The organism is Kitasatospora sp. GP30 (assembly GCF_029892145.1).
Taxonomy (GTDB): domain Bacteria; phylum Actinomycetota; class Actinomycetes; order Streptomycetales; family Streptomycetaceae; genus Kitasatospora; species Kitasatospora acidiphila.
On the sequence record NZ_JARZAH010000041.1, the window covers coordinates 23,491 to 50,202 of the forward strand.

Annotated in this window: 22 protein-coding genes; 4 read left to right on the forward strand and 18 right to left on the reverse strand. The window is 73.7% G+C overall.

Annotated features, from left to right (window positions below; translation table 11 throughout):
• Positions 1-7 precede the first annotated feature (7 nt).
• Together P3T35_RS34035 and P3T35_RS34040 are read left to right on the forward strand one after the other, a co-directional pair.
• Positions 8-706 carry a hypothetical protein gene (locus tag P3T35_RS34035; protein WP_101380351.1) on the forward strand — a complete coding sequence of 233 codons (699 nt, stop codon included), beginning with the start codon at positions 8-10 and terminating at the stop codon, positions 704-706.
• Between the two features lie 136 nt (positions 707-842).
• Entirely contained in the window at positions 843-2,966 is a 2,124-nt protein-coding gene (locus tag P3T35_RS34040; RefSeq protein ID WP_180356445.1) for an AAA family ATPase, read from the forward strand.
• Between the two features lie 69 nt (positions 2,967-3,035).
• Here P3T35_RS34040 and P3T35_RS34045 read toward each other — a convergent pair whose 3' ends face one another.
• The 10 genes from P3T35_RS34045 to rimP all read right to left on the reverse strand — a co-directional run bounded on the left by P3T35_RS34045 (position 3,036) and on the right by rimP (position 15,433).
• Entirely contained in the window at positions 3,036-3,974 is a 939-nt protein-coding gene (locus P3T35_RS34045) for a bifunctional riboflavin kinase/FAD synthetase (RefSeq protein ID WP_101380353.1), read from the reverse strand.
• A gap of 65 nt (positions 3,975-4,039) precedes the next feature.
• On the reverse strand, positions 4,040-6,877 hold the full coding sequence (locus P3T35_RS34050; protein ID WP_101380354.1) for a hypothetical protein: 2,838 nt from the start codon (positions 6,875-6,877) through the stop codon (positions 4,040-4,042).
• A 144-nt stretch (positions 6,878-7,021) separates the two neighbouring features.
• Entirely contained in the window at positions 7,022-7,927 is a 906-nt protein-coding gene (gene truB / locus P3T35_RS34055) for a tRNA pseudouridine(55) synthase TruB (protein WP_101380355.1), read from the reverse strand.
• Between the two features lie 20 nt (positions 7,928-7,947).
• On the reverse strand, positions 7,948-9,039 hold the full coding sequence (locus P3T35_RS34060; RefSeq protein ID WP_101380356.1) for a bifunctional oligoribonuclease/PAP phosphatase NrnA: 1,092 nt from the start codon (positions 9,037-9,039) through the stop codon (positions 7,948-7,950).
• 2 nt (positions 9,040-9,041) lie between these two features.
• Positions 9,042-9,488: a 30S ribosome-binding factor RbfA gene (gene rbfA, locus P3T35_RS34065; protein WP_101380357.1), complete on the reverse strand. Its 447-nt coding sequence runs from the start codon at positions 9,486-9,488 to the stop codon at positions 9,042-9,044.
• Between the two features lie 162 nt (positions 9,489-9,650).
• Complete coding sequence (locus P3T35_RS34070) at positions 9,651-9,947, reverse strand: DUF503 domain-containing protein (protein WP_101380358.1); 297 nt, start codon at positions 9,945-9,947, stop codon at positions 9,651-9,653.
• Positions 9,948-10,208: 261 nt separating this feature from the next.
• On the reverse strand, positions 10,209-13,316 hold the full coding sequence (gene infB / locus P3T35_RS34075) for a translation initiation factor IF-2 (RefSeq protein ID WP_101380359.1): 3,108 nt from the start codon (positions 13,314-13,316) through the stop codon (positions 10,209-10,211).
• 190 nt (positions 13,317-13,506) lie between these two features.
• Positions 13,507-13,800 carry a YlxR family protein gene (locus tag P3T35_RS34080; protein WP_101380360.1) on the reverse strand — a complete coding sequence of 98 codons (294 nt, stop codon included), beginning with the start codon at positions 13,798-13,800 and terminating at the stop codon, positions 13,507-13,509.
• Between the two features lie 80 nt (positions 13,801-13,880).
• Positions 13,881-14,882 carry a transcription termination factor NusA gene (nusA, locus tag P3T35_RS34085; RefSeq protein ID WP_101380361.1) on the reverse strand — a complete coding sequence of 334 codons (1,002 nt, stop codon included), beginning with the start codon at positions 14,880-14,882 and terminating at the stop codon, positions 13,881-13,883.
• A 2-nt stretch (positions 14,883-14,884) separates the two neighbouring features.
• Positions 14,885-15,433 (reverse strand): ribosome maturation factor RimP, encoded by a 549-nt coding sequence (rimP, locus tag P3T35_RS34090; protein ID WP_101380362.1) that lies wholly within the window; start codon positions 15,431-15,433, stop codon positions 14,885-14,887.
• A gap of 256 nt (positions 15,434-15,689) precedes the next feature.
• On the opposite strand from rimP, the gene P3T35_RS34095 reads away from it, so the two are divergent.
• Both P3T35_RS34095 and P3T35_RS34100 read left to right on the forward strand, forming a co-directional pair.
• Entirely contained in the window at positions 15,690-16,739 is a 1,050-nt protein-coding gene (locus tag P3T35_RS34095) for a ferritin-like domain-containing protein (RefSeq protein ID WP_101380363.1), read from the forward strand.
• A gap of 221 nt (positions 16,740-16,960) precedes the next feature.
• Complete coding sequence (locus P3T35_RS34100; protein WP_101385008.1) at positions 16,961-17,884, forward strand: aminoglycoside phosphotransferase family protein; 924 nt, start codon at positions 16,961-16,963, stop codon at positions 17,882-17,884.
• Here P3T35_RS34100 and P3T35_RS34105 read toward each other — a convergent pair.
• The 8 genes from P3T35_RS34105 to P3T35_RS34140 form a co-directional block, all read right to left on the reverse strand.
• Positions 17,857-18,426, reverse strand: coding sequence for a GNAT family N-acetyltransferase (locus P3T35_RS34105; RefSeq protein ID WP_101380364.1), 570 nt, complete (start codon positions 18,424-18,426; stop codon positions 17,857-17,859). The genes P3T35_RS34100 and P3T35_RS34105 overlap by 28 nt on opposite strands.
• Positions 18,427-18,485: 59 nt before the next feature.
• Positions 18,486-19,346: a GNAT family N-acetyltransferase gene (locus P3T35_RS34110; protein ID WP_101385009.1), complete on the reverse strand. Its 861-nt coding sequence runs from the start codon at positions 19,344-19,346 to the stop codon at positions 18,486-18,488.
• Positions 19,347-19,395: 49 nt separating this feature from the next.
• Positions 19,396-20,556, reverse strand: coding sequence for a flavodoxin-dependent (E)-4-hydroxy-3-methylbut-2-enyl-diphosphate synthase (gene ispG / locus P3T35_RS34115; RefSeq protein WP_101380365.1), 1,161 nt, complete (start codon positions 20,554-20,556; stop codon positions 19,396-19,398).
• A gap of 121 nt (positions 20,557-20,677) precedes the next feature.
• The gene (locus P3T35_RS34120; protein WP_101380366.1) at positions 20,678-21,982 is read right to left on the reverse strand and encodes a site-2 protease family protein; all 1,305 of its coding nucleotides are present in this window, start codon (positions 21,980-21,982) and stop codon (positions 20,678-20,680) included.
• A gap of 73 nt (positions 21,983-22,055) precedes the next feature.
• Complete coding sequence (gene dxr / locus P3T35_RS34125) at positions 22,056-23,285, reverse strand: 1-deoxy-D-xylulose-5-phosphate reductoisomerase (protein WP_101385010.1); 1,230 nt, start codon at positions 23,283-23,285, stop codon at positions 22,056-22,058.
• Between the two features lie 92 nt (positions 23,286-23,377).
• A complete protein-coding gene (locus tag P3T35_RS34130) occupies positions 23,378-23,833 on the reverse strand; it encodes a hypothetical protein (protein WP_101380367.1) in 456 nt (151 codons plus the stop codon).
• 69 nt (positions 23,834-23,902) lie between these two features.
• The gene (locus P3T35_RS34135) at positions 23,903-24,874 is read right to left on the reverse strand and encodes a hypothetical protein (protein ID WP_101380368.1); all 972 of its coding nucleotides are present in this window, start codon (positions 24,872-24,874) and stop codon (positions 23,903-23,905) included.
• A 317-nt stretch (positions 24,875-25,191) separates the two neighbouring features.
• Positions 25,192-26,634, reverse strand: coding sequence for an aldehyde dehydrogenase family protein (locus P3T35_RS34140; protein ID WP_101380369.1), 1,443 nt, complete (start codon positions 26,632-26,634; stop codon positions 25,192-25,194).
• Positions 26,635-26,712 lie beyond the last annotated feature (78 nt).

Genomic DNA, 26,712 nt, shown 5'->3' on the forward strand with positions numbered 1-26,712 from the left:
CTCCACCATGAGCAACTACCAACCGCCGTACGCCACCGCGCCCCGGCAGTCCAGGTTCGGTCCCGTCAACTGGCGGGTGGTCCGGATCTCCATCCCGATCACCCTGCTGTCGGTCGGGCTGGTCGTGGCGCTGACCTGGTCGACGATCACCAAGCAGTTCAACCCGCCGCCGACCATGCACACGCTGGTTTCGCCGAACACGGTCACGATCCGCAGCCAGCCGCTCAAGCTACTCCTGCCGACCGCCGCGGACCGCCCGCGCAGCGACGCCGAGAGCGAGCAGAGCGGCCGCGAAAAGCAGTTCGTCGGCCTGGCCCGAGTCAAACTCTCCTACAGCCCGGACGGCACCTTGGGCACCAACCCCGACTACCAGGTCTCCGCCGCCTACGGACAGGTCGACAACCCGGCCCACCGGATGCAGTTGGCGATCGACGACCTCAAGGCGGCAAAGATCCAGCAGATCACACCGATGCACAGCTACTCGGCCGGCCCGGCCGGTTCCGGCGACATCCCGGTCAAGTGCGGTGGCATGCGGCTCGACAACGGCCAGATCATCCAGTTCGGCTGGTGCACCTGGGCCAACCGCAGCACCGTGGGCACCGTCCAACTGGCCAGCTACAAGAGCGGCGGCCCGAGCGATGACGACCTGGCCGGTCTCGCCCAGGACACCTTGGCCCTGCGGGACCAGCTGTACGCGAAGCCCTGACCCGGCGTCGGGCGACCCGATCCAGCCGCCGTACGGTCAGGTAGGAGCAAACACACGGTCAACCTGGCAAGGTACAGGTTCTAGTCTTGTGCCTACGGCACCGCGAAGAGCGGCGGCGAACACGAGGGAGCCCAAGGTGAGCAGCGATCGGGACGGCGTCTACGTCGGCGACAACCCGGCGGAGGACGACGACGACTGGTCGGACGCGCCCGACTACACCCCACCCTCCTGGTACACCCAGGGCGAGGCGCCGCCCACGCCTGCCGTGACGCCCTCGGCGACGCCCGCCACCGCCGCGCCCGCACCGGCACCGGTACCCGCTCCGACCGCGCCGCAGCCGACCCCCGCCGCCGTGCCCGCACCGGCTGATCCGGCACCGCCCGCAGCTGCGCCGGCCACCGCGCCGCCGCCGGGCGAGCCCCAGCCGCAGCCGCACCCGGTCGACGCCCCGCCGGCGGCGCCGCACGGCGGGACGCCCGGGTGGCCGGGTGCGACGGGTGCTCCGAGCGCACCCGAGGCGACGTCGTTCTGGGTGGCCCCGCCGCAGTCGCCCACCGGCCAGGGGCAGCCCGGTCAGCCGGGCTATCCGGGCCAGCCCGACAGCGCCTACCCGCCCAGCGCCTACCCGGCGCACCTGCAGCAGCCGGGGGTGCCGCAGTCCGGCCAACCGCTCCCGCAGCCACCGGTCGCCGACAGCGTCCCCATGGCGCCGGCCGACCCCTCCGCCGGCTGGCAGCCGGGCCCGGCTCAGGCGCCCGGTCCGTGGCAGGGGCAGCCCGGCCCGGCCCACCCCGGCCCGGCGCAGCCGGGTCCGCCGCCCGCACCGCAGACCCTCCAGTCGGCTCCGGCCCAGCCCGGCCCGGCCCAGCACAACCAGGCGCAGCCCGCGGCCCCGCAGCCCCCCATGGACCCGCGCCAGGCCGGCTGGCCGCAGCCCAACCCCGGCTACCCGACCGGTCCGCAGGCGCCGCAGGCACCGCAGCCCGCCCCCCAGCAGCCCGCCCCGGCCCAGCCGTACCAAGGTCAGCCGCACCAGGGCCAGCAGCAGGCGATGCCGCAGGCCCCGGCCGCGTTCCAGCAGCCCGGCCAGCAGCAGCCGGTGGCGCAGGGTGCGCCGCTCGGCTTCACCGCCGCCGTCGAGCTCAACTCGGACCGCCTGCTGCGCAGCCAGCCCAAGCAGCAGCGCCAGACGCCGCGGCTGAAGTTCGGCGGCAAGGCGGCGGCCGCGGAGCGCGAGCGCCGGCTCGGGATCATCCGCACACCGGTGCTCAGCTGCTACCGGATCGCGGTGATCAGCCTCAAGGGCGGCGTCGGCAAGACCACGACCACCACCGCCCTGGGCGCGACCCTGGCCAGCGAGCGCCAGGACAAGGTGATCGCGATCGACGCCAACCCGGACGCCGGCACCCTGGGCCGCCGGATCAAGCGGCAGACCGGCGCCACCATCCGCGACCTGGTGACGGCCATCCCGCACCTGCACAGCTACATGGACATCCGCCAGTACACCTCGCAGGACATGAACTCCGGCCTGGAGATCATCGCCAACGACGTCGACCCGGCGGTCTCCACCACGTTCAACGACTCGGACTACCGCGCGGTGATCGACGTGCTGGGCCGCCAGTACCCGATCATCCTGACCGACTCCGGCACCGGCCTGCTGTACAGCGCGATGCGCGGGGTGCTGGACCTGGCCGACCAGCTGATCATCGTGGCCACCCCCAGCGTCGACGGCGCCAGCAGTGCCAGCACCACGCTGGACTGGCTCTCCGCGCACGGCTACGCCGATCTGGTGCAGCGCAGCATCACGGTGGTCTCCGGGGTCCGCGAGACCAGCAAGATGATCCGGATCGAGGACATCGTGGCGCACTTCCAGACCCGCTGCCGCGGCGTCGTGGTGGTGCCGTTCGACGAGAGCCTGGCGGCCGGCGCCGAGGTCAACCTGGACATGATGCGGCCCAAGGTCCGCGAGTCCTACTTCGACCTGGCCACCCTGGTCGGCGAGGACATCGTGCGGGTCCAGCAGGCGCAGCAGGCCGCCTGGCAGCAGCAGCAGGCGGCCGGCGCACCGCAGCAGCAGGCGCAGGCGCAGGCCGCACCGCAGCAGTGGGGCCAGCACCCGGCCGCGCCCGGCGGGCCGTGGCCGGCCGCTCCGCAGCAGGGCGGCTACGGCTACCCGCAGCAGGGCGCCCCGCAGACCGGCCAGCCGTGGGCCCAGCAGCCGCCCCAGGGCGGCTACGGCTACCCGCCCCAGCCGCAGTAGGCGCCGCGACCGGCGAGGGCCCGCATCCGGTTCGTCCGGACGCGGCCCTCGCCGTGCTCTGACGCTCCGTCAGACAGTCAGCTCCCGGGCCTGCTTGACGTCGTCGGCCATCCGGTCGAGGAGCGCCTCGATGGTGTCGAACTTCTCCATCCCGCGCAGGTAGGTGAGGAACTCCACCGCCACCTGCTCCCCGTAGAGGTCCAGGCCGACCCGGTCGATCGCATAGGCCTCGACGGTGCGGACGGTGCCGTCGAAGGTCGGGTTGGTGCCGACCGAGATGGCGGCCGGCATCCGCTCGCCCAGCGCGCTGAGCCAGCCCGCGTAGACCCCGTCGGCCGGGACCGCGCTGTGCGGCACGGTGTCCACGTTGGCGGTCGGGTAGCCCAGGTCGCGGCCGCGCTGCGCACCGCGCACCACCAGCCCCTCGACCCGGTGCGGCCGGCCGAGCACCTCGGCGGCGCCGGCCATGTCGCCCTCGGCGATCAGGCGGCGCACCAGGGTGGACGAGAACGGCTCGCCGCCGCCCGCCGTGCCGCGCACCTTCAGGTCGAGCACCTCCACCTCGAAGTCGGCCGCCCGGCCCAGCTCGGCGAGCAGCCCGACATTGCCGGCCGCCCGGTGGCCGAACCGGAAGTTGGGGCCTTCGATCACCAGCTTGGCGTGCAGCGCGTCCACCAGCACCCGCCGCACGAACTCCTGCGGCGACTCCTGGGAGAACGCCACGGTGAACGGCAGCACCAGCACCGCGTCGGCACCGCGCGCCGCGATCAGCTCGGCCCGGAACGGCTGCGGGGCCAGCAGCGGCGGGTGGCTGCCGGGGCGGACCACCTCGCTGGGGTGCGGGTCGAAGGTCACCACCACGGCTCTGGCGTCCAGTTCGCGGGCCCGGGCGACCGCCCGGTCGATGATCAGCTGGTGCCCGAGGTGCACACCGTCGAAGGAACCGATGGTGACGACGCTGCGTCCCCAGTCGCCGGGAATCTCCTCCAGGCCACGCCAGCGCTGCACCCTGACCGCTCCTCTACCAGACCGCCCCGCTCGCTTGGGGGGCTCGCACGCTCCGACTCGAACCCCTATAGCGTGCCATGCGCCCGCCGCCGGCCCGGCACCGGAACGCCCCCTGAGCCGACCGGCAGGGCGAGGACCGGGGCGTGCTCGGCCTCGGCGGCCGCGTACTGCGGGTCCCGGCCGCGGGCCAGCAGGGCCCGCATCCGCCGCAGGCCCGGCCCGCCGGCCGGCGGTCGGGCATCGTCCGGCCACTCGGCGAGCAGCCGGGCGAACGCGGCGCTGTGCCCTGCGCACCGCACCAGCAGCGCGTCCAGCCCGAGCGCGCCGCCGTCGCCCTGCGGCCAGGCGTCGGCGAGCCGGCGCACCACGGCCCGGCTGCGCTCCGGCGGCTGCCGGTCCGCATGCTGCGCCACCCGCCGCAGCAGCGGGCCGAGCACGGCGGGGTCGCGTTCGGTGGCCAGCAGCCGGTCCAGGAACTCCCGGCGCAGCGGCTGGTCGGCGGCTGAGGGCACCTCACGGCCTCCCCCGGCCTCCGGCCGGGGGGACCCCCATGGCTGGGGCTGCTGCGCCAGCATCAGGGCGAACGCCCGGCGCACCGCCGGCGGCCGCCCGCCCGGGGCGGCGCCGAGCAGGGCGGTCAGATCGCCGGGCCCCGCGCACTGCCGGGCCAGTCGGCGACCGAGGTACTCGGCGACCGGCTCGGCCCACTCGGGGTGCCCGTGCAGCAGCCGCCCGGCCAGCCGGGTCGCCGGGTCGGGCAGCGCGCTCGCCGCGTTGCCGCCGCCCACCAGCGGCGCCGCCTCGGCGAGCACCCGCAGCACCGGGCCGGGCACGCCGCCGGGCCGGGTCAGCCGGGTCTCGAAGGCGGTCAGCACGGCGGCCGGGTGACTGGCCAGCGCCAGGCCGAGGATCTCGGGGGTGACGAACGGGTCGTCAGCCGCGTAGGCGGCCAGGGCCGCCGTCAGGTGGGCGGAGCGGGTGAGCGGGTCGCGGACCAGCAAAGCCAGTGCCGCGCCGTGCAGTTGGGGTTCACCCTCGCGGGCCAGCAGGGTGAGCGCGGTGAACCGCAGCAGCTCCCGCCCGGAGCGGCCGGCGTACGGCGCGGTGCGCAGCCCGTACGCCGCGGCCGCCACATGGCGTTCCGGGCGCGGGTCATGGCTCCACCGGTCCACCGCGCGGCAGAGCGCCGAGGGCTCCTCGGCGGCGAGCACGGTCAGCAGCGCGTCCGCCCGCGGGTGCGCCGCCGCCACCAGGGCCTCCGTCAACTCGTCGACGGCGAGCGCCCGGTGGGCGTAGAGCAGGTCCTGCACCAGGTCGGCGACGGTGACGCCGGGGCGGGCCGGCAGGCCGCGCCCGTCGGCGAGCCGGCGGCACAGGTGGGGCAGCGCGGCCGGGCCGTCGGCGCGCAGCCGGGCCGCGGCGTGCTGCAGGTGGGCCTGCTCGGGGCCGTCGGCCCTGATCAGGAGGCCGAGCAGCTCCCAGCGGAGCGGGTCGGGCAGCGCCAGGCCCGCCCAGAAGGCGGGCCCGAAGCCGGTCAGGGCGGTGCGCGGGCCGTCGGCGGCGAGCCGCCCGGCCAGCTCGGTGAGCAGGGCGCGGTGGGTGGCCGGCGCCGGGCTGCCGGCCAGCGCGGCGCGCAGCAGCCGGGCCGCCCACCAGTGCGCCTCGGGCCCTGCGGCGGGGTCGGTGAGGGCCTGCCAGAGGCGGCGCAGCCAGGGTTCCAGGGCGGGGGCGCCGCCCCGGTCGCCGACCGCCCGCAGGGCCGCCGCCACCAGGTGGATCCGGTGGCGCGGCATCCCGGGCCGCTGCCGGGCGGCGAGCACCCGGCCGACGGCGGCGTCCAGGCCCAGCTGCCGGCCCTGCAGCCAGTCGGCGACCGCCTCATGGGCCGGCCGGTAGCCGTCACCGGCGGGCACCAGCAGCCGCTCGGCGAGCACCGCCCGGGCCCAGCCGCCACCCGCCGGGAAGAGCTCCGCGAAGTCGGACCGCCCGAGGATGCTCTGCCCGAGGCCGAGCATCCGGCGGGCCGCGGTGTGCAGCCGCCCGGCGACCGCGGCGGCCAGGCGGCGCACCTGGCCGGGGGTCACCGGGGCGGGCACGCCCTTGCGGTGCGAGGCGGGGCGGGCCGCCTCCTCGGCGAGCCGCTGGGCGGCGCGCAGGCACCGCAGGTCGAACCAGCCGCCGACCAACTCCGCCTGGTCGCACGGCTGGTGGGTGACGCCGGCGGCGCGCAGGTCGCCGGCCAGCCGCAGCCGCAGCGGGTCGGCCGGACCGGGCGGCACCGGCACGCCGTAGCGGTGCGCCGCCCGCTCCAGCGCCTCGCCGTGCAGCGGGCCGAGGCGGTGCAGCCGGACCGGCCCGACGCCGGGGTGCGGCTCCCAGCTCTCCGGACGGCAGGCCACCAGCAGCCGCACGCCCGACTCGGCCAGCTCGCGCACGGCGGCGCTCCACCAGGCGGCGCCCAGCACCGCCGGGGCCTCCTCCGGAGCGTCCAGCAGCACCAGCAGCGGGCGCCCGGCGGCGGTGCAGACGGCGGCCGCGGCGGACGGCGGCACCTCGCCGCCGAGCGCCCGCCGCACGGCCGGTAGCAGGGTGGCGTCGCCGGGGCTCAGGTCGGCCCCGCGCAGCCAGAGGGTGGGCAGGGCCCGGGCGCCGCCGGCCCGGCGCACCGCCAGGGCGGCCAGCTCGGTGGTGCGGCCGCTGCCCGGTTCGCCGACCAGCACGGTCAGGGCGGTGCCCGGTTCCTCGCCGGCCAGCCCGTCGGGGCGGTCCACCCGGTCGGCGGCCAGTTCGGCGATCCGGCCCGGTCCGGCGGCCGCACCGGCCAGTTGGCGGGCGGTCAGTCGCAGTACTGCGCCCAGGTCGAGGGCTGAGCCGGTCCCTGCCGGCTGCCGGCCATCCGTCATAGCGCTGCCTCCCCGCACGTGCTCACGGCGGGGAGCCTGCCCGGCGCGGGGCGCGGGCCATCCTGCCCGCGCCCTTCACCACGCCCGTTCACACCCCGCGCTCGTCCGTTCGAGTGAGGCGAGGTGAGGGGCAGTCAGGGCAGGTCAGCCCACGAAGACCGCCACCGGCTTGGCCTGGCCGCCCTGCTCCTCGACCAGCGCCAGGAAGGTCTCGTCCGGTCCGAACACGGCGATCGGCCCGCCCGTGTCCAGCCCGGCGGACTTGAGCCGGGCTCCGGTGGAGAGCCGGCGGGCGTCCTCCTCGCCGATGTCCCAGCGCGGGAAGGCGGCAGCCGCGGCGGCGCCGATCGGCAGCACCGAGAACTGCTCCTCCAGCTGCTCCAGGGTCTGCGCGGACGCCACGTCGTACGGGCCGACCTTGGTGCGCCGCAGCGCCGTCAGGTGGCCGCCGACGCCGAGGGCCGCGCCCAGGTCGCGGGCGAGCGCGCGGATGTAGGTGCCGGAGGAGCAGTCCACGGTGACGTCCAGGTCGAGCACCGCGGTGCCGTCCTCGGCCACCGTCTCGCGCAGCTCGTGCACCGTGAAGGAGTGCACCGTGGTGGGCCTGGCCGGCAGCTCGAAGTCCTCGCCCTCGCGGACCCGGTGGTACGAGCGCTTGCCGTCGATCTTGATCGCGCTGACCTTGGACGGCACCTGCATGATCCGGCCGGTCAGCTTGGCGATCTCGGCGTCGATCGCCGCCCGGCCCACCCCGCCCGCCGGGACGGAGGCGGTGACCTCGCCCTCCCGGTCGTCGGTGATGGTGGTCTGGCCGAGCCGGATGGTCGCCTCGTACGTCTTGTCGGTGAGCATCAGGTGGCCAAGCAGCCGGGTGGCCCGCTCGACCCCGATCACCAGCACGCCGGTGGCCATCGGGTCCAGGGTGCCGGCATGGCCGACCTTCCTGGTCCCGGCCAGCCGCCGGATCCTGGCCACCACGCCGTGCGAGGTGATGCCTTCGGGCTTGTCCACGATGACCAGGCCGTCGGGCCCAGTGCCTTTGCGCTTCATCAGATCTTTCTACGTCGTGCTCAGAGAGCGGCCTTGAACCGTGCCACCGTCTCCGGCACGGCAGCGCGGACCGAGAACCCGGCCGCGAAGGTGTGCCCGCCACCGCCCAGCGCGGTGCAGGCCGCGGCCACGTCCACCGCGCCCTTGGAACGGCAGGAGCCGCGCAGCGTGCCGTCCGGGTCCTGCTTGAGCACCAGCGCCACCTCGGCCTCGGCCGGCTTGCGCAGGATGTCGATCAGGCCCTCGATCTCCTCCACCGTGACGCCGAACAGCGCCAGGTCCTGGTACGGCACCCAGGTCCACACCAGGCCGTGCCCGCCGGCGGCGTCGGGCTCGAAGACGGCCCGGTCCAGCGCCGCGGCCAGCACCTTGAGGTAGCCGAACGAGGCGGTGTCCCAGAGCCGGCGGGAGATCAGGTCGTGCCGGATCCCGGTGGCCAGCAGCCGGCCGGCCAGCTCATGGGTGGCCGGGGTGGTGGCGGCGTACTTGAAGGAGCCGGTGTCGGTGGCGATGCCGGTGTAGAGGCAGGTGGCCAGCTGCTGGTCGAGCGGCACCCGCAGCCGCCGCAGCAGCTCGTCCACCAGCACCGCGGTGGCCGGCGCGGTCGGGTCGATGATCCGGTGGGTGCCGAAGCCCGGATTGGAGGCGTGGTGGTCGAAGACCACCAGGGCCCGGGCCGCGAAGGCCTTGTCCTGCAGCAGCCCGAGCCGCCCCTCGGAGGCGACGTCGAAGCAGAGCACGAGCTCGGGCCGGTCCGGCACGGCGGCGGCCGGCACGATCAGCTCCTGGCCGGGCAGGAACGCCAGCGACTCCGGGATCACCTGCGGGTCGTCGCCGAACGAGACCCGCACCTCGTGCCCGAGGGAGCGCAGCGCCAGGCCCGCCGCCAGCGACGAACCGAGCGCGTCGCCGTCGGGGGCGATGTGGCAGATCAAGTCGATGGTCAGGGCCTGGCCGATGGCCGCCAGGATCCGCTGCCACTCCAGCTCGAAGCCGTCCGGTCCGCTACCTCCCCGCGCCGGCTCGCGCTGCCCCGGAAGCACCGCGAGGGCGTCCGTCACCGAAGTGACGGACGCCCTCGTCGAACCGGCCGCCGCCGGCTCAGCGGCCATGACTACTCGTCCTCGTCCGCGTCGCGCTCGCCGGCGGGCGCCTTGTACGGGTCGGCTTCGCCGGCGTACTGGGCCCCGGCGGCGGCAGTGCGCACCGCCGCGTCGGACTCCCGGACCTTGTGGAGCAGGTCGTCGATGTTCCGCGCGTTGTCCGGCAGCGCGTCCGCGACGAAGGTCAGCGACGGGGTGAAGCGCACCCCGGTCTGCTTGCCGACCTCGGAGCGGAGCACACCCTTGGCGCTCTCCAGCGCGGCCGCGGTGGCCTCCCGCTCGGTGTCGTCGCCGTAGACCGTGTAGAAGACCGTGGCCTCCCGCAGGTCGCCGGTGACGCGGGTGTCGGTGATGGTCACGAAGCCCAGCCGCGGATCCTTGATCCGCCGCTCCAGGGTCTGGGCGACGACCACCTGGATGCGGTCGGCGAGCTTGCGCGCCCTTGCGGTGTCGGTCACATTGCCTCCTCGTGCAGTGGGCACGGTACTGCGGTCGACTGACACGATCGACTCGCGGTCTTCGGGGCCCACGCCCCAAAGTACCGGCCCGCGCCCAGTGGTGTGAGCGCTCTTCGTCCTCGTCGGTGTGACGGTGGTGACGTTCCACCGCCGTGCCCGAACTCATTCATCGTCATCGCCGTAGTAGCGCCTCCTGGCGGAGAGCAACTGCACCTCGGGGCGGCCGGCGACCAGCCGCTCACAGCTGTCCAGGATCTCGGTGACGAACCGGTGCTCGCCCGAGACCACCGCCAGGCCGATCTCGGCCCGCCGGTGCAGATCCTGGTTCCCGACTTCGGCAGCGCACACGCTGTACTTGCGCTGCAGTTCGGCCACGATGGGCCGCACGATCGAACGCTTCTCCTTGAGCGAATGCACATCGCCCAGCAGCAGGTCGAAGGTGAGTGTTCCCACGAACATGTGTGACAGGTCTCGCCGACCTGAGGGCCTCGTAGTTCCCCCGCCCCGCGGCGGGGGCCGCTGTCGAGGACCCTACACAGCCAGACCGGGGCCGGTCGACGGGAATTCCCGCCGACCGGCCCCGACCGCTTTTCATGCCGCTTTATGGGCTGCTCCTCCGCCGCGGGCGGGCCCCGCCGACCCCCTCAGCCATTGGCTGGGGGGCGGCGAGCCCCACCTTCGCTGCGTCGCAGCCCAGTCGCTCAGCGGGCCACCGCACGCTTACACGCGCGGCTTCTCGCGCATCTCGAAGGTCTCGATGACGTCGTCCACCTTGATGTCGTTGTACGACCCCAGGGTGACACCGGCCTCGAAGCCCTCGCGGACCTCGGTCGCGTCGTCCTTGAAGCGGCGCAGACCCTCGATGGTGAGGTTGTCGGCGACCACCTTGCCGTCGCGGATGAGGCGGGCCTTCGCGTTGCGGCGCAGCAGGCCCTCGCGGACCAGGACACCGGCGATGTTGCCGAACTTGGAGCTGCGGAACACCTCGCGGATCTCCGCGGAGCCGAGGCGCACCTCCTCGTACTCCGGCTTGAGCAGGCCCTTGAGCGCGGCCTCGATCTCCTCGATCGCCTGGTAGATGACCGAGTAGTACCGGACGTCGACGCCCTCGCGCTCGGCGGCCGTGCGGGCACGGCCCTCGGCGCGGACGTTGAAGCCGATGATGATCGCTTCCGAGCCCATCGCCAGGTCCACGTCGGACTCGGTGATGGCACCCACACCGCGGTGCAGGATCCGGAGCTCGACCTCCTCGCCCACGTCCAGCTTGACCAGGGCGTCCTCAAGGGCCTCGACCGAACCGGAGACGTCACCCTTGATGATCAGGTTGAGCTGCTGGATACCGCCGGCCGCGATCGCCTGGTCCAGGTTCTCCAGGGAGATCCGCATCGGACGCTTGGCGAACATGGCGTTGCGGTCGCGGGCCGAGCGCTTCTCGGCGATCTGGCGCGCGGTGCGGTCGTCGTCGACGACGATGAAGCTGTCGCCGGCGCGCGGCACCGAGGTCAGACCGAGCAGCAGGACCGGACGGGACGGACCGGCCTCCTCGACGTTCTTGCCGTTCTCGTCGAGCATGGCGCGGACGCGGCCGTGCGCGTCACCCACCGCGATCGAGTCACCGACGCGGAGGGTACCGCGCTGGACCAGCACGGTCGCCATGGCGCCGCGGCCCTTGTCGAGGTGGGCCTCGATGGCGATACCCTGCGCGTCCTGCTCGGGGTTGGCCCGCAGGTCCAGCGAGGCGTCCGCGGTCAGGACCACGGCCTCCAGCAGCTGGTCGATGTGCAGGCCCTGGCGGGCGGAGATGTCGACGAACATGGTGTCGCCGCCGTACTCCTCGGCCACCAGGCCGAACTCGGTCAGCTGACCGCGGACCTTGACCGGGTCGGCGCCCTCGACGTCGATCTTGTTGACGGCGACCACGATCGGCACACCCGCGGCCTTGGCGTGGTTGAGCGCCTCGACCGTCTGCGGCATGACACCGTCGTTGGCCGCGACCACCAGGATCGCGATGTCGGTGGACTTGGCACCACGGGCACGCATGGCGGAGAACGCCTCGTGACCCGGGGTGTCCAGGAAGGTGATCCGGCGCTCCTCGCCGTTGACCTCCGCGGCGACCTGGTAGGCACCGATGTGCTGGGTGATGCCACCGGCCTCGCCGGCCACCACGTTGGACTTGCGGATGGCGTCCAGCAGGCGGGTCTTACCGTGGTCGACGTGACCCATGACGGTCACCACCGGCGGACGCGGCAGCAGCTCTTCCTCGCCGCCCTCGTCGGCACCGAAGTCGATGTCGAACGACTCCAGCAGCTCGCGGTCCTCGTCGTCGCGGCTGACGATCTCGAGCACGAAGCCCATCTCGCCGGCCAGCAGCTCCAGGGTCGCGTCGGCGACCGACTGGGTCGCGGTGACCATCTCACCGAGGTTGAACATCACCGAGACGAGCGCGGCCGGGTTGGCGTTGATCTTCTCCGCGAAGTCCATCAGCGAGGCACCACGCGACAGCCGGACCGTCTGGCCGTTGCCGCGCGGCAGCATCACACCGCCGACGGACGGGGCCTGCATGGCCTCGTACTCCTGGCGCTTCGCCCGCTTCGACTTGCGACCGCGCGCCGGGCGACCGCCCGGGCCACGACCGAAGGCACCCTGCGTGCCACCACGGGCACCCGGGCCGCCGGGACGACCGCCGAAGCCACCCGGACGGGGGCCGCCGAAGCCGCCACCGCCACCGGCACCGCCACCCGGACGGGGGCCGCCGAAGCCGCCGCCACCGGCCGGACGCGAGCCCGGACCGGCCGGACGACCGGCGAAGCCGGGACGGGCGCCGCCACCGGCACCCGGACCGCCCGGACGACCGCCGGGGCCACCCGGACCACGGCCACCGGGGCCCGGACGCGGACCGGTACCCGGGCCGGGACGCTGCGGCATCATGCCCGGGTTCGGGCGCGGCATGCCGGACGGGCTGGGCGCACCCGGACGCGGGCCGGCCGGACGCGGCATGTCGGAACGCGGGGCACCGGCACCCGGGCCACCCGGACGCGGCGCACCGGCACCCGGACCACCCGGACGCGGACGGTCGCCACCCGGACGGGGACGGTCGCCCTGGCCACCCGGACGGGGACGCTCACCCTGGCCACCCGGACGCGGCGCACCGGCACCCGGCGCACCCGCCGGACGCGGACGGTCGCCACCCGGACGGGGACGGTCACCCGGCCCCGCCGGACGGCGGTCGCCGGGGCGGGCCATGCCGGTGGCGCTGCCGGAGGTGAAGGGGTTGTTGCCCGGACGCGGGCCGGGCTGGCGCGGACCCGGGCGGGCGCCGCCGGCCGCGGAGCCGGACGGGCGCGGCGCCGGAGCCGGACGCGCGGGGGCCTCGCCGGCGGGCGCCGGAGAGGAGAACTCGGCCGCCGGGGCAGCCGGGGCCGCCGGACGCGCCGGGCGCGGAGCCGGGGCCGGAGCACCCGGGCGCGGGCCGGAGGCGGCCGGGGCCGCAGCCGCAGCGGGAGCCGCAGCCGGAGTCGGACGGGGACCCGGGGTCGCGGCGGGCCGCGGACCAGGGGTCGGGGTGGGTGCCCCCGGCTTGGGGGCCGCCGCGCCGGCACCGCCGGCGGGCGTGGGCGCCGCGGGCTTCCGCGGGCCAGGCTTGGCAGCCGAGCCACCGCCGGACGGCGGGGTAGCTCCCAAAGCGTCAGTCAACTTGCGCACGACCGGCGCCTCGATCGTCGAGGACGCCGAACGGACGAACTCACCCAGCTCGGTCAGCTTGGCCATGACGGCCTTGCTCTCCAAGCCGAGTTCCTTGGCGAGTTCGTAAACCCGGACCTTAGCCACTTCGCTCCTGTCTATAAGTCCGGGGTAGTCGTCCGCCGGACCGTCGCTACTTCATGGGCGTACTCATCGCGTACTCATCGAGTGCTCATCGCAATCTCGACCTACTTCCAACTCGCGAGGTACCTGACTGGTGGCGCGGCGCACCTGGGTGCCCGTGCCGTGCTCCGTACGGTGGTTCTCCCCAGGGTCCTCAGGACGCCGGGGTACTGTCTGCCCTGGCCGCGACGTGCTCACGCAGCGGATCCGTGTCAAGCGCACCGTGGGCCTTGAAGGCCCTCGGCAGCGCCCGGCGACGGACTGCCAGGTCGAGGCAGGCCAGGTCGAGGTGCAGGTACGCGCCCCGACCGGGCAACGTGGCCCGGGGATCGGGGACGCAGACGCCCTCGACCGCCGTGACACGCAACAGCTCGTGCTTGGCCGCTCGCTTGCGGCAGCCCACGCAAGTGCGTTCAGGGCATGCGCGGACACGCGTCCGGCCGGACATCTTCAAGTCTACCCCTCAACCGGGACTGAACGCGGCCCCACCGATCAAGGCAGGGCCGCGACTCTGTTACGACAACACGACTAGCGCGCGGTGGATTCCCCGTCCGCACCCTCGGTGTCCGGTCGGATGTCGATCCGCCAACCGGTCAGCCGAGCGGCCAGTCGGGCGTTCTGGCCCTCCTTGCCGATCGCCAGCGAGAGCTGGTAGTCGGGCACGATCACCCGGGCGGAACGCTGCTGGAAGTCGACGATCTCGACCTTGGTCACCCGGGCGGGGGACAGCGCGCTCGCCACCATCTCGGCCGGGTCCTCCGACCAGTCGACGATGTCGATCTTCTCGCCGTGCAGCTCGGCCATCACGTTGCGCACCCGGCCGCCCATCGGGCCGATGCAGGCGCCCTTGGCGTTCAGGCCCGGGCGGCGCGACACCACGGCGATCTTGGTGCGGTGGCCGGCCTCGCGGGCGATCGCGGCGATCTCCACCGAGCCGTCGGCGATCTCCGGCACCTCCAGGGCGAAGAGCTTCTTCACCAGGTTGGGGTGGGTGCGCGACAGGGTCACCGAGGCGCCGCGGACACCGCGCCGCACCGCCACCACATAGCTGCGCAGCCGGGTGCCGTGCTTGTACTCCTCGCCGGGGACCTGCTCCTGCGGGGGCAGGATCGCCTCCAGCTTGCCGATGTCCACCAGCACGTTCTTCGGGTCGTTGCCCTGCTGGACGACACCGGTGACGATGTCGCCCTCCTTGCCCGCGTACTCGCCGAAGGTCTGGTCGTCGGCGGCGTCCCGCAGGCGCTGCAGGATCACCTGCTTGGCGGTGGTGGCGGCGATCCGGCCGAACCCGCTCGGGGTGTCGTCGAACTCCTTGGGCTCCGCGCCCTCCTCCAGCTCGCTCGCGTCCTCAAGCGCCCACACGGTCACATGGCCGGTCTTGCGGTTCAGCTCGACGCGGGCGCGGCGGCGCGAGCCCTCGGTCCGGTGGTAGGCGATGAGGAGCGCCGACTCGATCGACTCGACCAGCAGGTCGAACGGGATGTTCTTCTCGGTGACCAGCCCACGAAGGGCACTCATGTCGATGTCCACGGCTACGCCTCCTCTTCTTCCTCGGCGAGCGGCTGCTCGTCCGTCTCTTCGTCGGACAGCAGCTGCTCGTCCTCCTTGCGGTTGAACTCGACCTGGATCCGCGCCTTGGCCACCTCGGCGAACTCCAGCCTGCGCTCCTTGGGGCGGCCGCGGCCCTTCACCGGCTGCACCTCCACCAGGGCGCCGTCCTCGTCGCTCTCCAGGATGCGCGCGACGATCTCGCCGCCGTCGGCCAGCTGGATCTTGACCAGCCGGCCGGAGTTGCGGCGCCAGTGGCGGGGCGCGGTGAGCGGGCGGTCCACGCCCGGGGAACCGACCTCCAGCAGATAGGCCGAGCTGCCCATCAGGTCGCTGGCGTCCAGCGCCTGGCCGACCTCGCGGCTGAACTCGGCGATCGCGTCCAGATCCACGCCGCCGTCGGCGTCCACGTCGATCTGCAGCTGGCGGCGGCTGCCTGCCTGGGTCACCTTGACGTCCTCAAGGTCCAGGCCCGCCTGCTCGGCCAGCGGCTCCAACAAGGCACGCAACCGATCGGTGGGGGTGGTGCTCATCCGGGTGACTCCTCGGCCGCGTCTGCTGTTGTCAGAGGTCGTAACTCGGGCAAAGCCTATCGGGTCGACCCCCCAACCGCCGATTCCGGTGCCCCGGCGGCGAGCCCCGCCTAGGCGCAAGAGCATTCGAACGGTAGCGTCCGTCCGGGTGGGCACAACATTTTCACCATGTGTCGTTCGCGTTGCGGCCCGCCCCACAGTCATGTCTCGGCAGCGGGGGTCCGGGGGCTCCCGCCTGACCACGGGGAGCGCGTCGATGCAGTCGCCCAGCCGGCGGACGTTTCTGGCCACCGGGGCGCTGACCGCCGCCGGTCTGCTGGCCGCCTGCACCACCGGCTCGCGAAGAAGCTCCGGCTCCGGCGGCGGGGCGCACGACCGGGCCGGCGCACCGAAGGCCGATCCGGACCTGCCGCTGCGCACCCGGGCGGTGGCCGGCGCGAACGCGCTGCTCGCCCAGTACGCGGCGGTGCCGGTGGCGGCCGCCGGCGGGGCACCGCTGGCCCAGCTGCAGACCGAGGTGACCGCCGAGCGGGGCGCGCTGGCCACCGGGCTGCCGGGCGGCGGGGCGGCCAGCGCCAGCGGTTCGCCGAGCAGTGCGGCGCCCAGCGCCGGCCACTCGCCGAGCGGCTCCCCCGCCGGGGCCGCCGGGCTGGCCGCCGCCGAGAAGAGCACCGCCCTGGCCCGGCTCGCCGACCTGCCCACCGCCTCCCCCGAGCTCGCCCGGCTGCTCGCCGCGGTGGCGGCCGCCGGCGCGCTGCGAGCCGTCCGGCTCGGCGACCAGAGCCCGCTGCCCGCGCCCACCGACCAGCCGTCGTCCGCCACACCGTCGGCCTCCGGCTCGCCGGGCGCCGCCGATCCGCCGTCGGCCGACGCCACGGCCGCCCTGCAGGCCGCGCTGGCCGCCGAGCACGCGGCCGTCTACGCATTCGGCGTGGTGGGCGCCAAGCTGCCGCCCGGCCCCAAGCGGGACGACGCCCGCGCCTGCTACGCCGCCCACCAGGCCCGCCGGGACGCCTGGGACCGGCTGCTGAACGGCACCGGTGCCACCCCGACCGCCGCCGCCCCCGGCTACCGGCTGCCGTTCCCGGTGCCGGACGCCACCGCGGCCGGGCAGCTGGCCGCCGAGGTGGAGAAGCGGCTCACCGCGGTCTACGGCGATCTGGTCGCGGCCGCCACCGGCGACCTGCGGGCCCGGGCCGCCGCCGCGCTGTCCACCGCGGTGCTGCAGTGCGCCCACTGGGGTGGCACCGCCGGTCCGCTGCCGGGCATGCCGGCCGCCGCCGCGCCGTCCGGTTCGCCGCGCTGACCTGCCGGCCTGTCGCTCGGTTCGCCTCCGGGCGCTCCGACCCGGCGCCGACGGTCGTCGGGCACTGCACTCGCTCGGCCCTCCTCTCCGCGGCGGAGCCGCTGATCGAGCACAGCGACACCGGCGCGCCCTTCAAGCTCACTCGCATTACCCGGCCGGGCGGCGGTGATGGCCGACAATGGGCAGCAAGCAGCGGGGGAAGCACCACATGGAAGGCCGGCATGGCGCCAGCAGCAGGACAGCTCACCATTCCGGACCGCCTGCGCCAGGGCGTCACCGCCCGCCAGGGCGCGGCCGGCGAGCGGTGGCTCGCCGCGCTGCCCGACCGGGTGGCCCGGCAGCTGGAGCAGCGGCGGCTGACCCTGGACCGGGTGGCCGATCCGGGCGGCCGGCTCAGCCTGATCTGCCTGGTCCGCCGCGACGACACCTCCCCCGCCGTGCTCAAGGCCGGCCTGGTCACCCCGGAGACCGCCCAGGAACACGCCGCGCTGGCGCACTGGGCCGGCCGCGGCGCCGTCCTGCTGCTGGACGCCGACCCGGCCGAGGGCTTCCTGCTGCTGGAGCGGCTGCACGGCGACATCCCGCTGCGCTCGCTGACCGAGGCCAAGGCGATGCTGGAGGCGACCAGCCTGCTGCGCCGGCTCTGGACGGCGCCGCCAGCCGGCCACCGGTTCACGCCGGTGTCCGAGCAGGTGGCGCAGCGCAGTGCCTGGCTGGGCGAGCAGCGGAGCACGGCCGACCGGCTGGACGCCCGGCAGCTGCTGGACGAGGCGGTGGAGGTCGCCGCCGGGCTGCTGGACTCCGGTGACGAGCAGGTGCTGCTGCACGGCGACTTCCACCACGGCAACGTGCTCGCCGCCGACCGGGCGCCCTGGCTGGCCATCGACCCGCAGCCGCTGGTCGGCGAGCGGGCCTACGACCTGGCCTGGCTGGCGCAGGACCGCAAGGAGACGCTGGCCGCCGCGCCCAGCCCGCAGGCTGCCGTCCGGCGCCGGCTGCAGCAGCTGTCCGAGGCGGTCGAGGTGGATGCGGACCGGCTGCGCGGCTGGACGCTGTTCCGCGCCGTGGCCGCCGGGCTGACCGCACTGGCGACCGGCGACCGGGCCGGCGCCGAGCGCTACCTGGAGTTCGCCGGGGCGCTGTAGAAGCCGTCCAGCAACGGGAGTTGAGCACCCATCACGGCGTACGGACGGTCGGTGTTGGGGAAGTGCACGGCGCGGGCCAGGTCGCGGTAGCCCAGCGAGCGGTAGAGCCGCCGGGCCGGGGTCTCGGCGTCGATCGCGGAGAGGATGCTGCGCCGCAGCCCGGAGCGCTCGCAGAGGGTGCGGATCAGGGTGCTGCCCAGGCCGTGGCCCTGGTACTCGGGCAGCACGTGCAGTTCGGTGACGGCGAACACGTCGTCCAGCCAGTCACCGTGGCCGCGGGCCTCCAGATGCGGCTCGATCACCGTGCTCCACCAGTGCTCGCGCCGGTTGGGCATGCCGTAGCCGAAGCCGACCAGCCGGCCGCCACTGAGCGCGCCGAAGGCCAGCACCCCGGGCTGTTGGGCGTGCCGCCCGACGATGTGCAGCCGCACCGCGATCTCCTGCGCCGACAGCCCGAAGGCCTGCGCCTGGACCTCCAGGGCGTACGGCGCCCAGGCCGCCAGGTCGATCGGCTGCACGGTGACCTCGGTGAGCTGCTCCATGCCCGGGACGTTACTCCTGAACCGGCCCGAAGAGCAGCGACATTGGCGAGAAGGGGCGACTAGAAGAGCACCGACATGAAGGCGCCGACCTCACGGAACCCGAGCCGGCGGTAGGCGGCCCGGGCCGGCAGGTTGTAGTCGTTGACGTAGAGGCTGACCACCGGGGCCACCTCGCGCAGCGCGATCTCCAGCACCGCGGCCATGCCGGCCTCGGAGAGCCGCTTGCCGCGGTGCGCGGGGGCCACCCAGACCCCCTGGACCTGGCAGGCGCCCTTGGTGACGGCGCCGATCTCGGCCTTGAAGATCACCTCGCCCTGCTCCGAGATCCGCGCGAACGACCGTCCGCCGGTGACCAGTTCGGTCACCCGGGCCTGGTAGAGCAGGCCGCCGTCACCGGCCAGCGGGGAGATCCCGACCTCCTCGGTGAACATCGCCACGCAGGCCGGCATCAGCAGGTCGAGCTCGTCGCGGCGGACCCGGCGGACCAGCGGGTCGGGGGCCACCTCGGCGGCCGGCTCGCTGGTGGCCATCAGCGGCTGGTGGGCCCGGACCTCGCGGGCCGGGCCCCAGCTGCGCTCCAGCAGGGCCCACAGCTCGGCGACGGGACCGGCCGGGCCGACGATCGAGGAGCAGCGCCGGCCCTGCCGCCGGGCCCGCTCGGCGAAGGCGCGCACGGCCTGCGGGCCGGCGTTGATCGGCACCAGGTTGGCGCCCGCGTAGCAGAGCGACTCCAGCCGGCCCCGCTGGTCGTACCAGCCCCACATCTCGCCGCCGAGCCGCCACGGGTCGAGGCCGACCGCCTCGACCCGGGTGGCCACGAAGGCGTTGGCCACCGGGTCTCGGTGCAGCACCTCGAGGGCGGCCACCAGGTCGGCGGCCTCCAGCAGCCGGGTGGCGGCGAGTGAGCGGGCGGCCTGCAGTGCGCCCGGGAGGATCAGGCCTCGGTCGAGCACGGTGTCCCACTCATCGTCAGTCGGCGGCGATCACGGTGGGGGTGCCGGCGGCGACGCCGTCCGCCTGCATCTCCTCGGCCAGCTTGAGGGCCTCTTCGATCAGGGTTTCGACGATCTTGGACTCCGGCACGGTCTTGATGACCTCGCCCTTGACGAAGATCTGGCCCTTGCCGTTGCCCGACGCCACACCCAGGTCCGCTTCCCGGGCCTCACCCGGACCGTTCACCACACAGCCCATCACGGCGACCCGGAGCGGCACCTCCATGCCCTCCAGCCCGGCGGTGACCTCCTCCGCCAGCTTGTAGACGTCCACCTGGGCGCGGCCGCAGGACGGGCAGGAGACGATCTCCAGACCGCGCTGACGCAGGTTCAGCGACTCCAGGATCTGGATGCCGACCTTGACCTCCTCGGCCGGCGGCGCGGAGAGCGAGACCCGGATGGTGTCCCCGATCCCCTCCGCCAGCAGCGCGCCGAACGCCACCGCCGACTTGATCGTCCCCTGGAACGCCGGGCCGGCCTCGGTCACGCCCAGGTGCAGCGGATAGTCGCACGCCGCGGCCAACTGGCGGTACGCGTTGATCATCACCACCGGGTCGTTGTGCTTCACCGAGATCTTGATGTCCCGGAACCCGTGCTCCTCGAACAGCGAGCACTCCCACAGCGCCGACTCCACCAGCGCCTCCGGGGTGGCCTTGCCGTACTTCTCCAGCAGCCGCTTGTCCAGCGAACCCGCGTTCACCCCGATCCGGATCGGCACCCCCGCCTCGGACGCCGCCTTCGCGATCTCACCGACCTTGTCGTCGAACGCCTTGATGTTGCCCGGATTCACCCGGACCGCCGCGCACCCCGCCTCGATCGCGGCGAACACGTACTTCGGCTGGAAGTGGATGTCCGCGATCACCGGGATCTGCGACTTCTTCGCGATCATCGGCAGCGCGTCCGCGTCGTCCTGCGACGGCACCGCCACCCGCACGATCTGGCAGCCCGACGCGGTCAGCTGCGCGATCTGCTGCAGCGTCGCATTGACGTCGGCGGTCAGCGTGGTGGTCATCGACTGCACCGACACCGGCGCGTCACCACCCACCGGCACATTGCCCACCATGATCTGCCGGGACACCCGGCGAGTGGCGAGCGGCTTGAGCGGCAGAGACGGAATGCCGAGCGAGATCGCGGTCATGTGCGCAGGTTTCCCCGATGTAGAGGTGACGGGCGACGCCGGGTGCGCAGGAATCGCACACCCGGCGTCCAACGGTACGGCACCCGCGAGGCCCCGTTTGCACGCCCCCTGACCGGTCGGGCTAGCTGATCTTGACCGGGTTGATCACATCGGCGATCAGCACCAGCAGGGTGAAGCCGATGAAGATGCTGGCCACCACGTAGGCCAGCGGCATCAGCTTGGCCACATCGAACGGCCCGGGGTCCGGACGCTTGAAGAGCGCCGCGGCCCGCCGCCGGATCGACTCCCACACCGCACCGGCCACGTGCCCGCCGTCCAGCGGCAGCAGCGGCAGCATGTTGAACAGGAAGAGCGACAGGTTGATCCCGGCCAGCAGGTTGATCATGAACGCGATCCGCTGCGAGGCCGGCAGGTGCAGGGCGAAGACCTGGCCGCCGACCCGGGCCGCGCCGACCATGCCCACCGGCGAGTCCGCCTGCCGCGGGGTGCCCTTGACCACCGAGTCCCACAGCGCCGGGATCTTGCCGGGCAGCGCGATCAGCGAGTGCAGACCGGTGTCGGCCATGTCGGTCATCCGGCTGACGCTGTCGCCGAAGCCGAGCCGGACCACCCCGGAGGTGGGGGCGATGCCGAGGAAACCGGTCACCGTCTCGGTGCCCGGGATCGGGTCGCCGTTCTGGTCCAGCTTGGCGAGGGTGTTCTTCTGGATCGTGGCGCTCAGGGTCAGCTGCTGACCACCGCGCCTGACCACGATCGGCACGGTCTTCTCCGCGGAGTCCCGGATGTCCCCCGACAACTGCTTGTAGGTGCTGATCGGGTGGCCGCCGAAGGAGACGATGGTGTCACCCGACTTCAGCCCGGCGGCCCCGGCCGGGGACGGCAGCGAGTCCGGCTTGCAGGTCTCCTTGGCCTGGCTGACCGGGAGCACGCAGGGGACGACGGAGTCGACGGTCGGCAGGTTCATCACCGCGCCGAAGCCCATCATGCTGACCAGGAAGAGCACGAACGCCAGGATCAGGTTCATGAACGGCCCGGCGAACATGACGATGACCCGCTTCCACGGCTTGCGGGTGTAGAACAGCCGGTCCTCGTCGCCGGGCAGCAGCTCCTCGTAGGAGGCCTCCCGGGCGTCCTCGATCATCGAGCGCCAGGGCGAGCTGCTGCGCTTGGTGATCCGGCCGTCCTCGCCGGGCGGGAACATCCCGATCATGCGGATGTAGCCGCCCAGCGGGATCGCCTTGACGCCGTACTCGGTCTCGCCCTTCTTGCGGGACCAGACGGTCGGGCCGAAACCGACCATGTACTGCGGCACCCGGATCTTGAAGAGCTTGGCCGTGGAGAGGTGGCCCAGCTCGTGCCAGGCGATGGAGAACAGCAGCCCGAAGAAAAAGACCACGATGCCGAGCACCGTCATCGCCGTAGTCACCGCTGGTCCTCCGTCATGTCGCTCCCACTGGCCATCTTCGTCCTTGGTGCCGCGCCTGGTACCACCGCCCTGGTCAGCCGGCGGCCAGCTCGCGGGCCCTGGCCCGGGCCCAGCCCTCCGCATCGAGGACGTCTTCCATGGTCAGAGAAGTTCCCCGGACCGGAGTGCCGTGCTCTGCGACCACCTTGGCGACCGTGTCCACGATGCCGGTGAAGGCCAGCCGCCCGTCCAGGAACGCGGCCACGCACTCCTCGTTGGCGGCGTTGAAGACGGCCGGCGCGGTGCCGCCGAGCGTACCCACCTCGCGGGCCAGCGCCACCGCCGGGAAGGCCTCGTCGTCCAGCGGGAAGAACTCCCAGGTGGCGGCCTTGGTCCAGTCGCAGCCCGGGGCCGCGTCCGGGACCCGGTCGGGCCAGCCCAGGCCGAGCGAGATCGGCATCCGCATGTCCGGCGGGCTGGCCTGGGCCAACGTGGAGCCGTCCGTGTACTCGACCATCGAGTGGACCACCGACTGCGGGTGGACCACCACGTCGATCCGGTCGAACGGGATGTCGTAGAGCAGATGGGCCTCGATCACCTCCAGGCCCTTGTTCACCAGGGTCGCCGAGTTGATCGTGATCACCGGGCCCATCGCCCAGGTGGGGTGCGCCAGCGCGTCCTTCGGGGTGATGCCGGCCAGCTGCTCCCGGGTGCGGCCGCGGAACGGGCCGCCGCTGGCCGTCACCACCAGCCGCCGCACCTCGCGCGGGGTGCCGGCGGTCAGCGCCTGGAACAGCGCGGTGTGCTCGGAGTCGACCGGCACGATCTGGCCGGGCGCGGCCAACGCCTTCACCAGCGGGCCGCCGACGATCAGCGACTCCTTGTTGGCCAGCACCAGCACCCGGCCGGCCCGCAGCGCGGCCAGCGTGGGCGCCAGGCCGATCGAGCCGGTGATGCCGTTCAGCACCGAGTGGCAGGGCAGCCGGGCCAGCTCGGTGGCGGCGTCCGGACCGGCCAGCACGGCGGGCAGCGGGCGCCCGGCGGCGCGCCCGACCAGCGCGGCCCGCAGCGGTGCCTCGGCCTCGGGGCGGGCCACCGCCACGGTGTGCACCCCCAGCTGGAAGGCCTGCTCGGCGAGCAGCTCCACCTGTCCACCCGCGGCCGAGAGCGCGACCACCCGGAACCGGTCCGGGTTGCGGAGCACGATGTCGATGGCCTGGGTGCCGATCGAGCCGGTGGATCCGAGGATCACCAGCTCCCGCGGACCTGACGGGTCGTCGACGGTCGGAGTGAAGCGCAGCTGCGGATGGGCGAGCGAGTTCATGGGGACCATTGTGGCCTGCCCGGCCCGCCCGCCGGGCCCGGATGCCGAGCCGGGGCTTACTTCCAGGCCTTACGCCGGGTCCGCGAGGGGTGTCAGCGGACGACGATCGTGACCCGCCAGCTGTGTCCGCTGCCGTCCTGGCTGGTCAGCTCGGCCGTGCCGGGGGTGGCGCCGGCGAACAGCCCGGCGGTGACGCCGATCGGCGCGGTGACCGGGTCCTGGGCGGCGGCCAGCACCGCCGGGGCGGAGCTGTGCACCGAGGACCAGCCGGTCGGGCCGGCGGTGGTCAGGAAGACGGTGAGGCGGCCGCCGGGGGCCAGGCAGTAGGTGCCGTGGTCGGTCTCGGCCAGGCTGCCGTCGGTGTGCGGCAGGACGGCGTCGGGCGGGGCCTGGCAGGCGGGCGAGGCCGTCGCGGACCCCGCGGCCGCCGGTGCCGTGGCGGCCGGCGCGGGGGTCGCCGGCTTGGCGGCGGCCGGCTTCGGGGAGGAGCCGGCGCAGCCGGTCAGCGGCAGCAGGAGCAGCGGGAGCAGGAGCAGCGGGCGTCGCACCTCGGGGGCGGCCTTCCATCCGGGGCGGCGGCCCCGGCCGAGTCGGCCGGGGCCGCCGCTGACGATCCGTCAGTTCTGGTTGGTGGCACTGGTGTAGGAGGTCACGCAGCCACCCGCGCCGTTGCCGAAGTTGTTGCTCCACAGCGACTGCACGGCGTAGTTCACGCCGTTCAGGTCGGCGATCGACGACGCGCCCTGGCCGCTGGAGACCCAGGCGCACTTGTCGCCGGTCTCGGAGCCGGTGCTGTCCGTCCAACCGCTGCTGGGCGCCGGGTCGGTGAGGGTCTCGGCGTACTCGTGGCCGCCGACGATGGTGACGCCCTCGCTGGTGCCGCTGACCCCGCTGGAGCCGGTCGCCACGAAGTTGGCACCGCAGCCGGAGCCGGCGTCCGCGACGTACGGCATGTTGGTGTAGGGCAGGTCGGCGCCGTTCACCGTGGTGTGGTCGTGCCAGGCGCAGTAGGAGGTCTTGAAGCCCTTCGGCACCACGCCGGTCGGGGCGTCGACGATGATCTGCACGTTGTCACCGGAGACGCCGAAGTGCGCGGCGGCCCGCTGCGCCTCGGTGGCGATCTGGGTGCTGCTCGGGGCCTTGGGGGCGGTGACGCCGCTGTCCAGCCAGGTGCCGCCGACCGGGTTGGACGCCGGGTGGCCGACGTGGGTGCCGGAGCCGCCGCACTGGGTGGTGCCGGTGGCCACGCCCTGGCAGTACTGCGTCTGCGAGTTGGACCAGGTGTCGCCGGCGCCGTAGGCGTGCTGGAAGAAGCTCAGCTGGAGCGCGGCCTCACCGGCGGGGTCGTTGGTGATGCTGCTGGAGCCCCACTGAGAGCCCCAGTAGACGACATAGACGGTCGGGCTGGTGACGACGTTGCCACCGCCGTAGGCGAGGTTGCCGCCGCTGGCGGTGGTGGCGTGGGAGTTGGTGTGCAACGCGTGGCCCGCGGTCTCCGGAGCCTGGGCGTTGGCGGGAGCGGCGACGAGCAGGGCGGCGGCGGTGAGCGCGACGGCCACGCCGGCGGAGTGCTTGATCGAACGCAACACGGTGGTGCCCTTCGATGAGGGTGGTCGATGGGGACCCTCTGGAGCGGCCGGCGCCCGCGGGGAGGTGCGGGCGGGCATGGGGCGGCCGCGCCTGTGGGAGTGGCGCCGAACCTGAGTACTTGTGGGGGAAGGCTCAGTTACTGCCGAGCCGCCGCTGAGCGTAATCAGCTGTCCTGGACCGGTCAATAGAACCAACAGGTAGCGAAATCTTGGAACTTGCTGGCAACACGGGGAAACAACGAACCCCGCCGCCGGAGTACGGCGACGGGATTCGGTGACTCTGCGTCAGTAGTGACGGCCGGTCGGTGCGGCCAGGATCAGAGGTCGAGGCCGGTCAGCACCAGCACCCGCTCGTAGGTGAAGTCGTCCATCGCGTACTTCACACCCTCGCGGCCGACACCGGAGTCCTTGACGCCGCCGTAGGGCATCTGGTCGGCGCGGTAGGACGGCGCGTCACCGATCACCACACCGCCCACCTGCAGCTCCCGGTGGGCCCGGAACGCGGTCTGCACGTCATGCGTGAAGACACCGGCCTGCAGGCCGAACTTGGAGTCGTTGACCGCCGCGAAGGCCTCCTCGGTGGAGTCCACCCGGTGCAGCGAGAGCACCGGGCCGAACACCTCGGCGGTGGCCAGGATCGCGTCGGCCGGCAGGTCGGCGAGCACGGTCGGCGCGTAGCTGGCGCCCTCCCGGGTGCCGCCGGCGAGCACCTTGGCGCCCTTGGCCACGGCGTCCCCGACCCAGTCGGCGACCCGCTTGGCGGCATTCTCGTCGACCAGCGGGCCGACGTCGGTGGCGTCGTCCGACGGGTCGCCGGTGACCTGGGCCTGCACCTTGGCGACCACCTTCTCGACCAGCGCGTCGTAGACGGCGGCGTCGGCGATCACCCGCTGCACCGAGATGCAGGACTGACCGCCCTGGTAGTTGGCGAACATCGCGATCCGGGTGGCGGCCCACTCCAGGTCGGCCTCGCTGGAGTAGTCGGCCAGCACCACGGCCGCCGCGTTGCCGCCGAGCTCCAGGGTGACGTGCTTGCGCGGCACCGAGTCCATGATCTGGTAGCCGACCTTGTCCGAACCGGTGAAGGAGATCACCGGCAGGCGGTCGTCCTGGACCAGCGCGGGCATCTTGGCGTTCTCGACCGGCAGCACGCTCCAGGAGCCCGCCGGCAGCTCGGTCTCGGCCAGGATCTCGCCCAGCACCAGCGCGGACAGCGGGGTGGCCGGGGCCGGCTTCAGGATGATCGGGGCGCCCACCGCGATCGCCGGGGCGACCTTGTGCGCCACCAGGTTCAGCGGGAAGTTGAACGGGGCGATGCCCAGCACCACGCCGCGCGGGAAACGGCGCACCACGGCGAACCGGCCCACGCCGCCCGGGTCGGTGTCCAGGCGCATGGTCTCGCCGTTGGTCCGGCGGGCCTCCTCGGCGGCCCAGCGGAACACCGAGGCGGCCCGGCCGACCTCGCCGCGGGCCCACTTGACCGGCTTGCCGTTCTCGGCCGTGATCAGCCGGGCGATCTCCTCGGTGCGCTCCACCAGGCGGCGGGCGACATGGTCGAGGGCGGTGGCGCGGACGTGCGCGGGGGTGGCGGCGAAGACCGGCAGGGCTGCCTCTGCGGCCGCCACGGCCTCGTCCACCTGGGCGTCGGTGGGCACGCTGACCGTGCCGACCAGGCTGTCGTCCCAGGGGTGGCGGACCTCGAAGCTGGACTCGCCGGTCGCCTGACGCCCGGCCAGCCAGAATGCGTGGGTCGTGGTCACGGTGCTACCGGCCCTCTCATCGTCGGTGGATTACCCGGACAAAGGTAGGGGGCCGACCGGGTGAAACGGATTGGCCAA

Excerpts from the sequence above, each read along its gene's own strand:
- P3T35_RS34105 (WP_101380364.1), bottom strand. The coding sequence starts at position 18,426 with ATGGAGCAGCTCACCGAGGTCACCGTGCAGCCGATCGACCTGGCGGCC.
- dxr (WP_101385010.1), bottom strand. The coding sequence starts at position 23,285 with ATGAACTCGCTCGCCCATCCGCAGCTGCGCTTCACTCCGACCGTCGAC.
- P3T35_RS34095 (WP_101380363.1), top strand. The coding sequence starts at position 15,690 with ATGCAGTCGCCCAGCCGGCGGACGTTTCTGGCCACCGGGGCGCTGACC.
- P3T35_RS34070 (WP_101380358.1), bottom strand. The coding sequence starts at position 9,947 with ATGTTCGTGGGAACACTCACCTTCGACCTGCTGCTGGGCGATGTGCAT.
- P3T35_RS34050 (WP_101380354.1), bottom strand. The coding sequence starts at position 6,877 with ATGACGGATGGCCGGCAGCCGGCAGGGACCGGCTCAGCCCTCGACCTG.
- rimP (WP_101380362.1), bottom strand. The coding sequence starts at position 15,433 with ATGAGCACCACCCCCACCGATCGGTTGCGTGCCTTGTTGGAGCCGCTG.
- P3T35_RS34060 (WP_101380356.1), bottom strand. The coding sequence starts at position 9,039 with ATGGCCGCTGAGCCGGCGGCGGCCGGTTCGACGAGGGCGTCCGTCACT.
- P3T35_RS34080 (WP_101380360.1), bottom strand. The coding sequence starts at position 13,800 with ATGTCCGGCCGGACGCGTGTCCGCGCATGCCCTGAACGCACTTGCGTG.
- ispG (WP_101380365.1), bottom strand. The coding sequence starts at position 20,556 with ATGACCGCGATCTCGCTCGGCATTCCGTCTCTGCCGCTCAAGCCGCTC.
- truB (WP_101380355.1), bottom strand. The coding sequence starts at position 7,927 with ATGAAGCGCAAAGGCACTGGGCCCGACGGCCTGGTCATCGTGGACAAG.
- P3T35_RS34035 (WP_101380351.1), top strand. The coding sequence starts at position 8 with ATGAGCAACTACCAACCGCCGTACGCCACCGCGCCCCGGCAGTCCAGG.
- P3T35_RS34100 (WP_101385008.1), top strand. The coding sequence starts at position 16,961 with ATGGCGCCAGCAGCAGGACAGCTCACCATTCCGGACCGCCTGCGCCAG.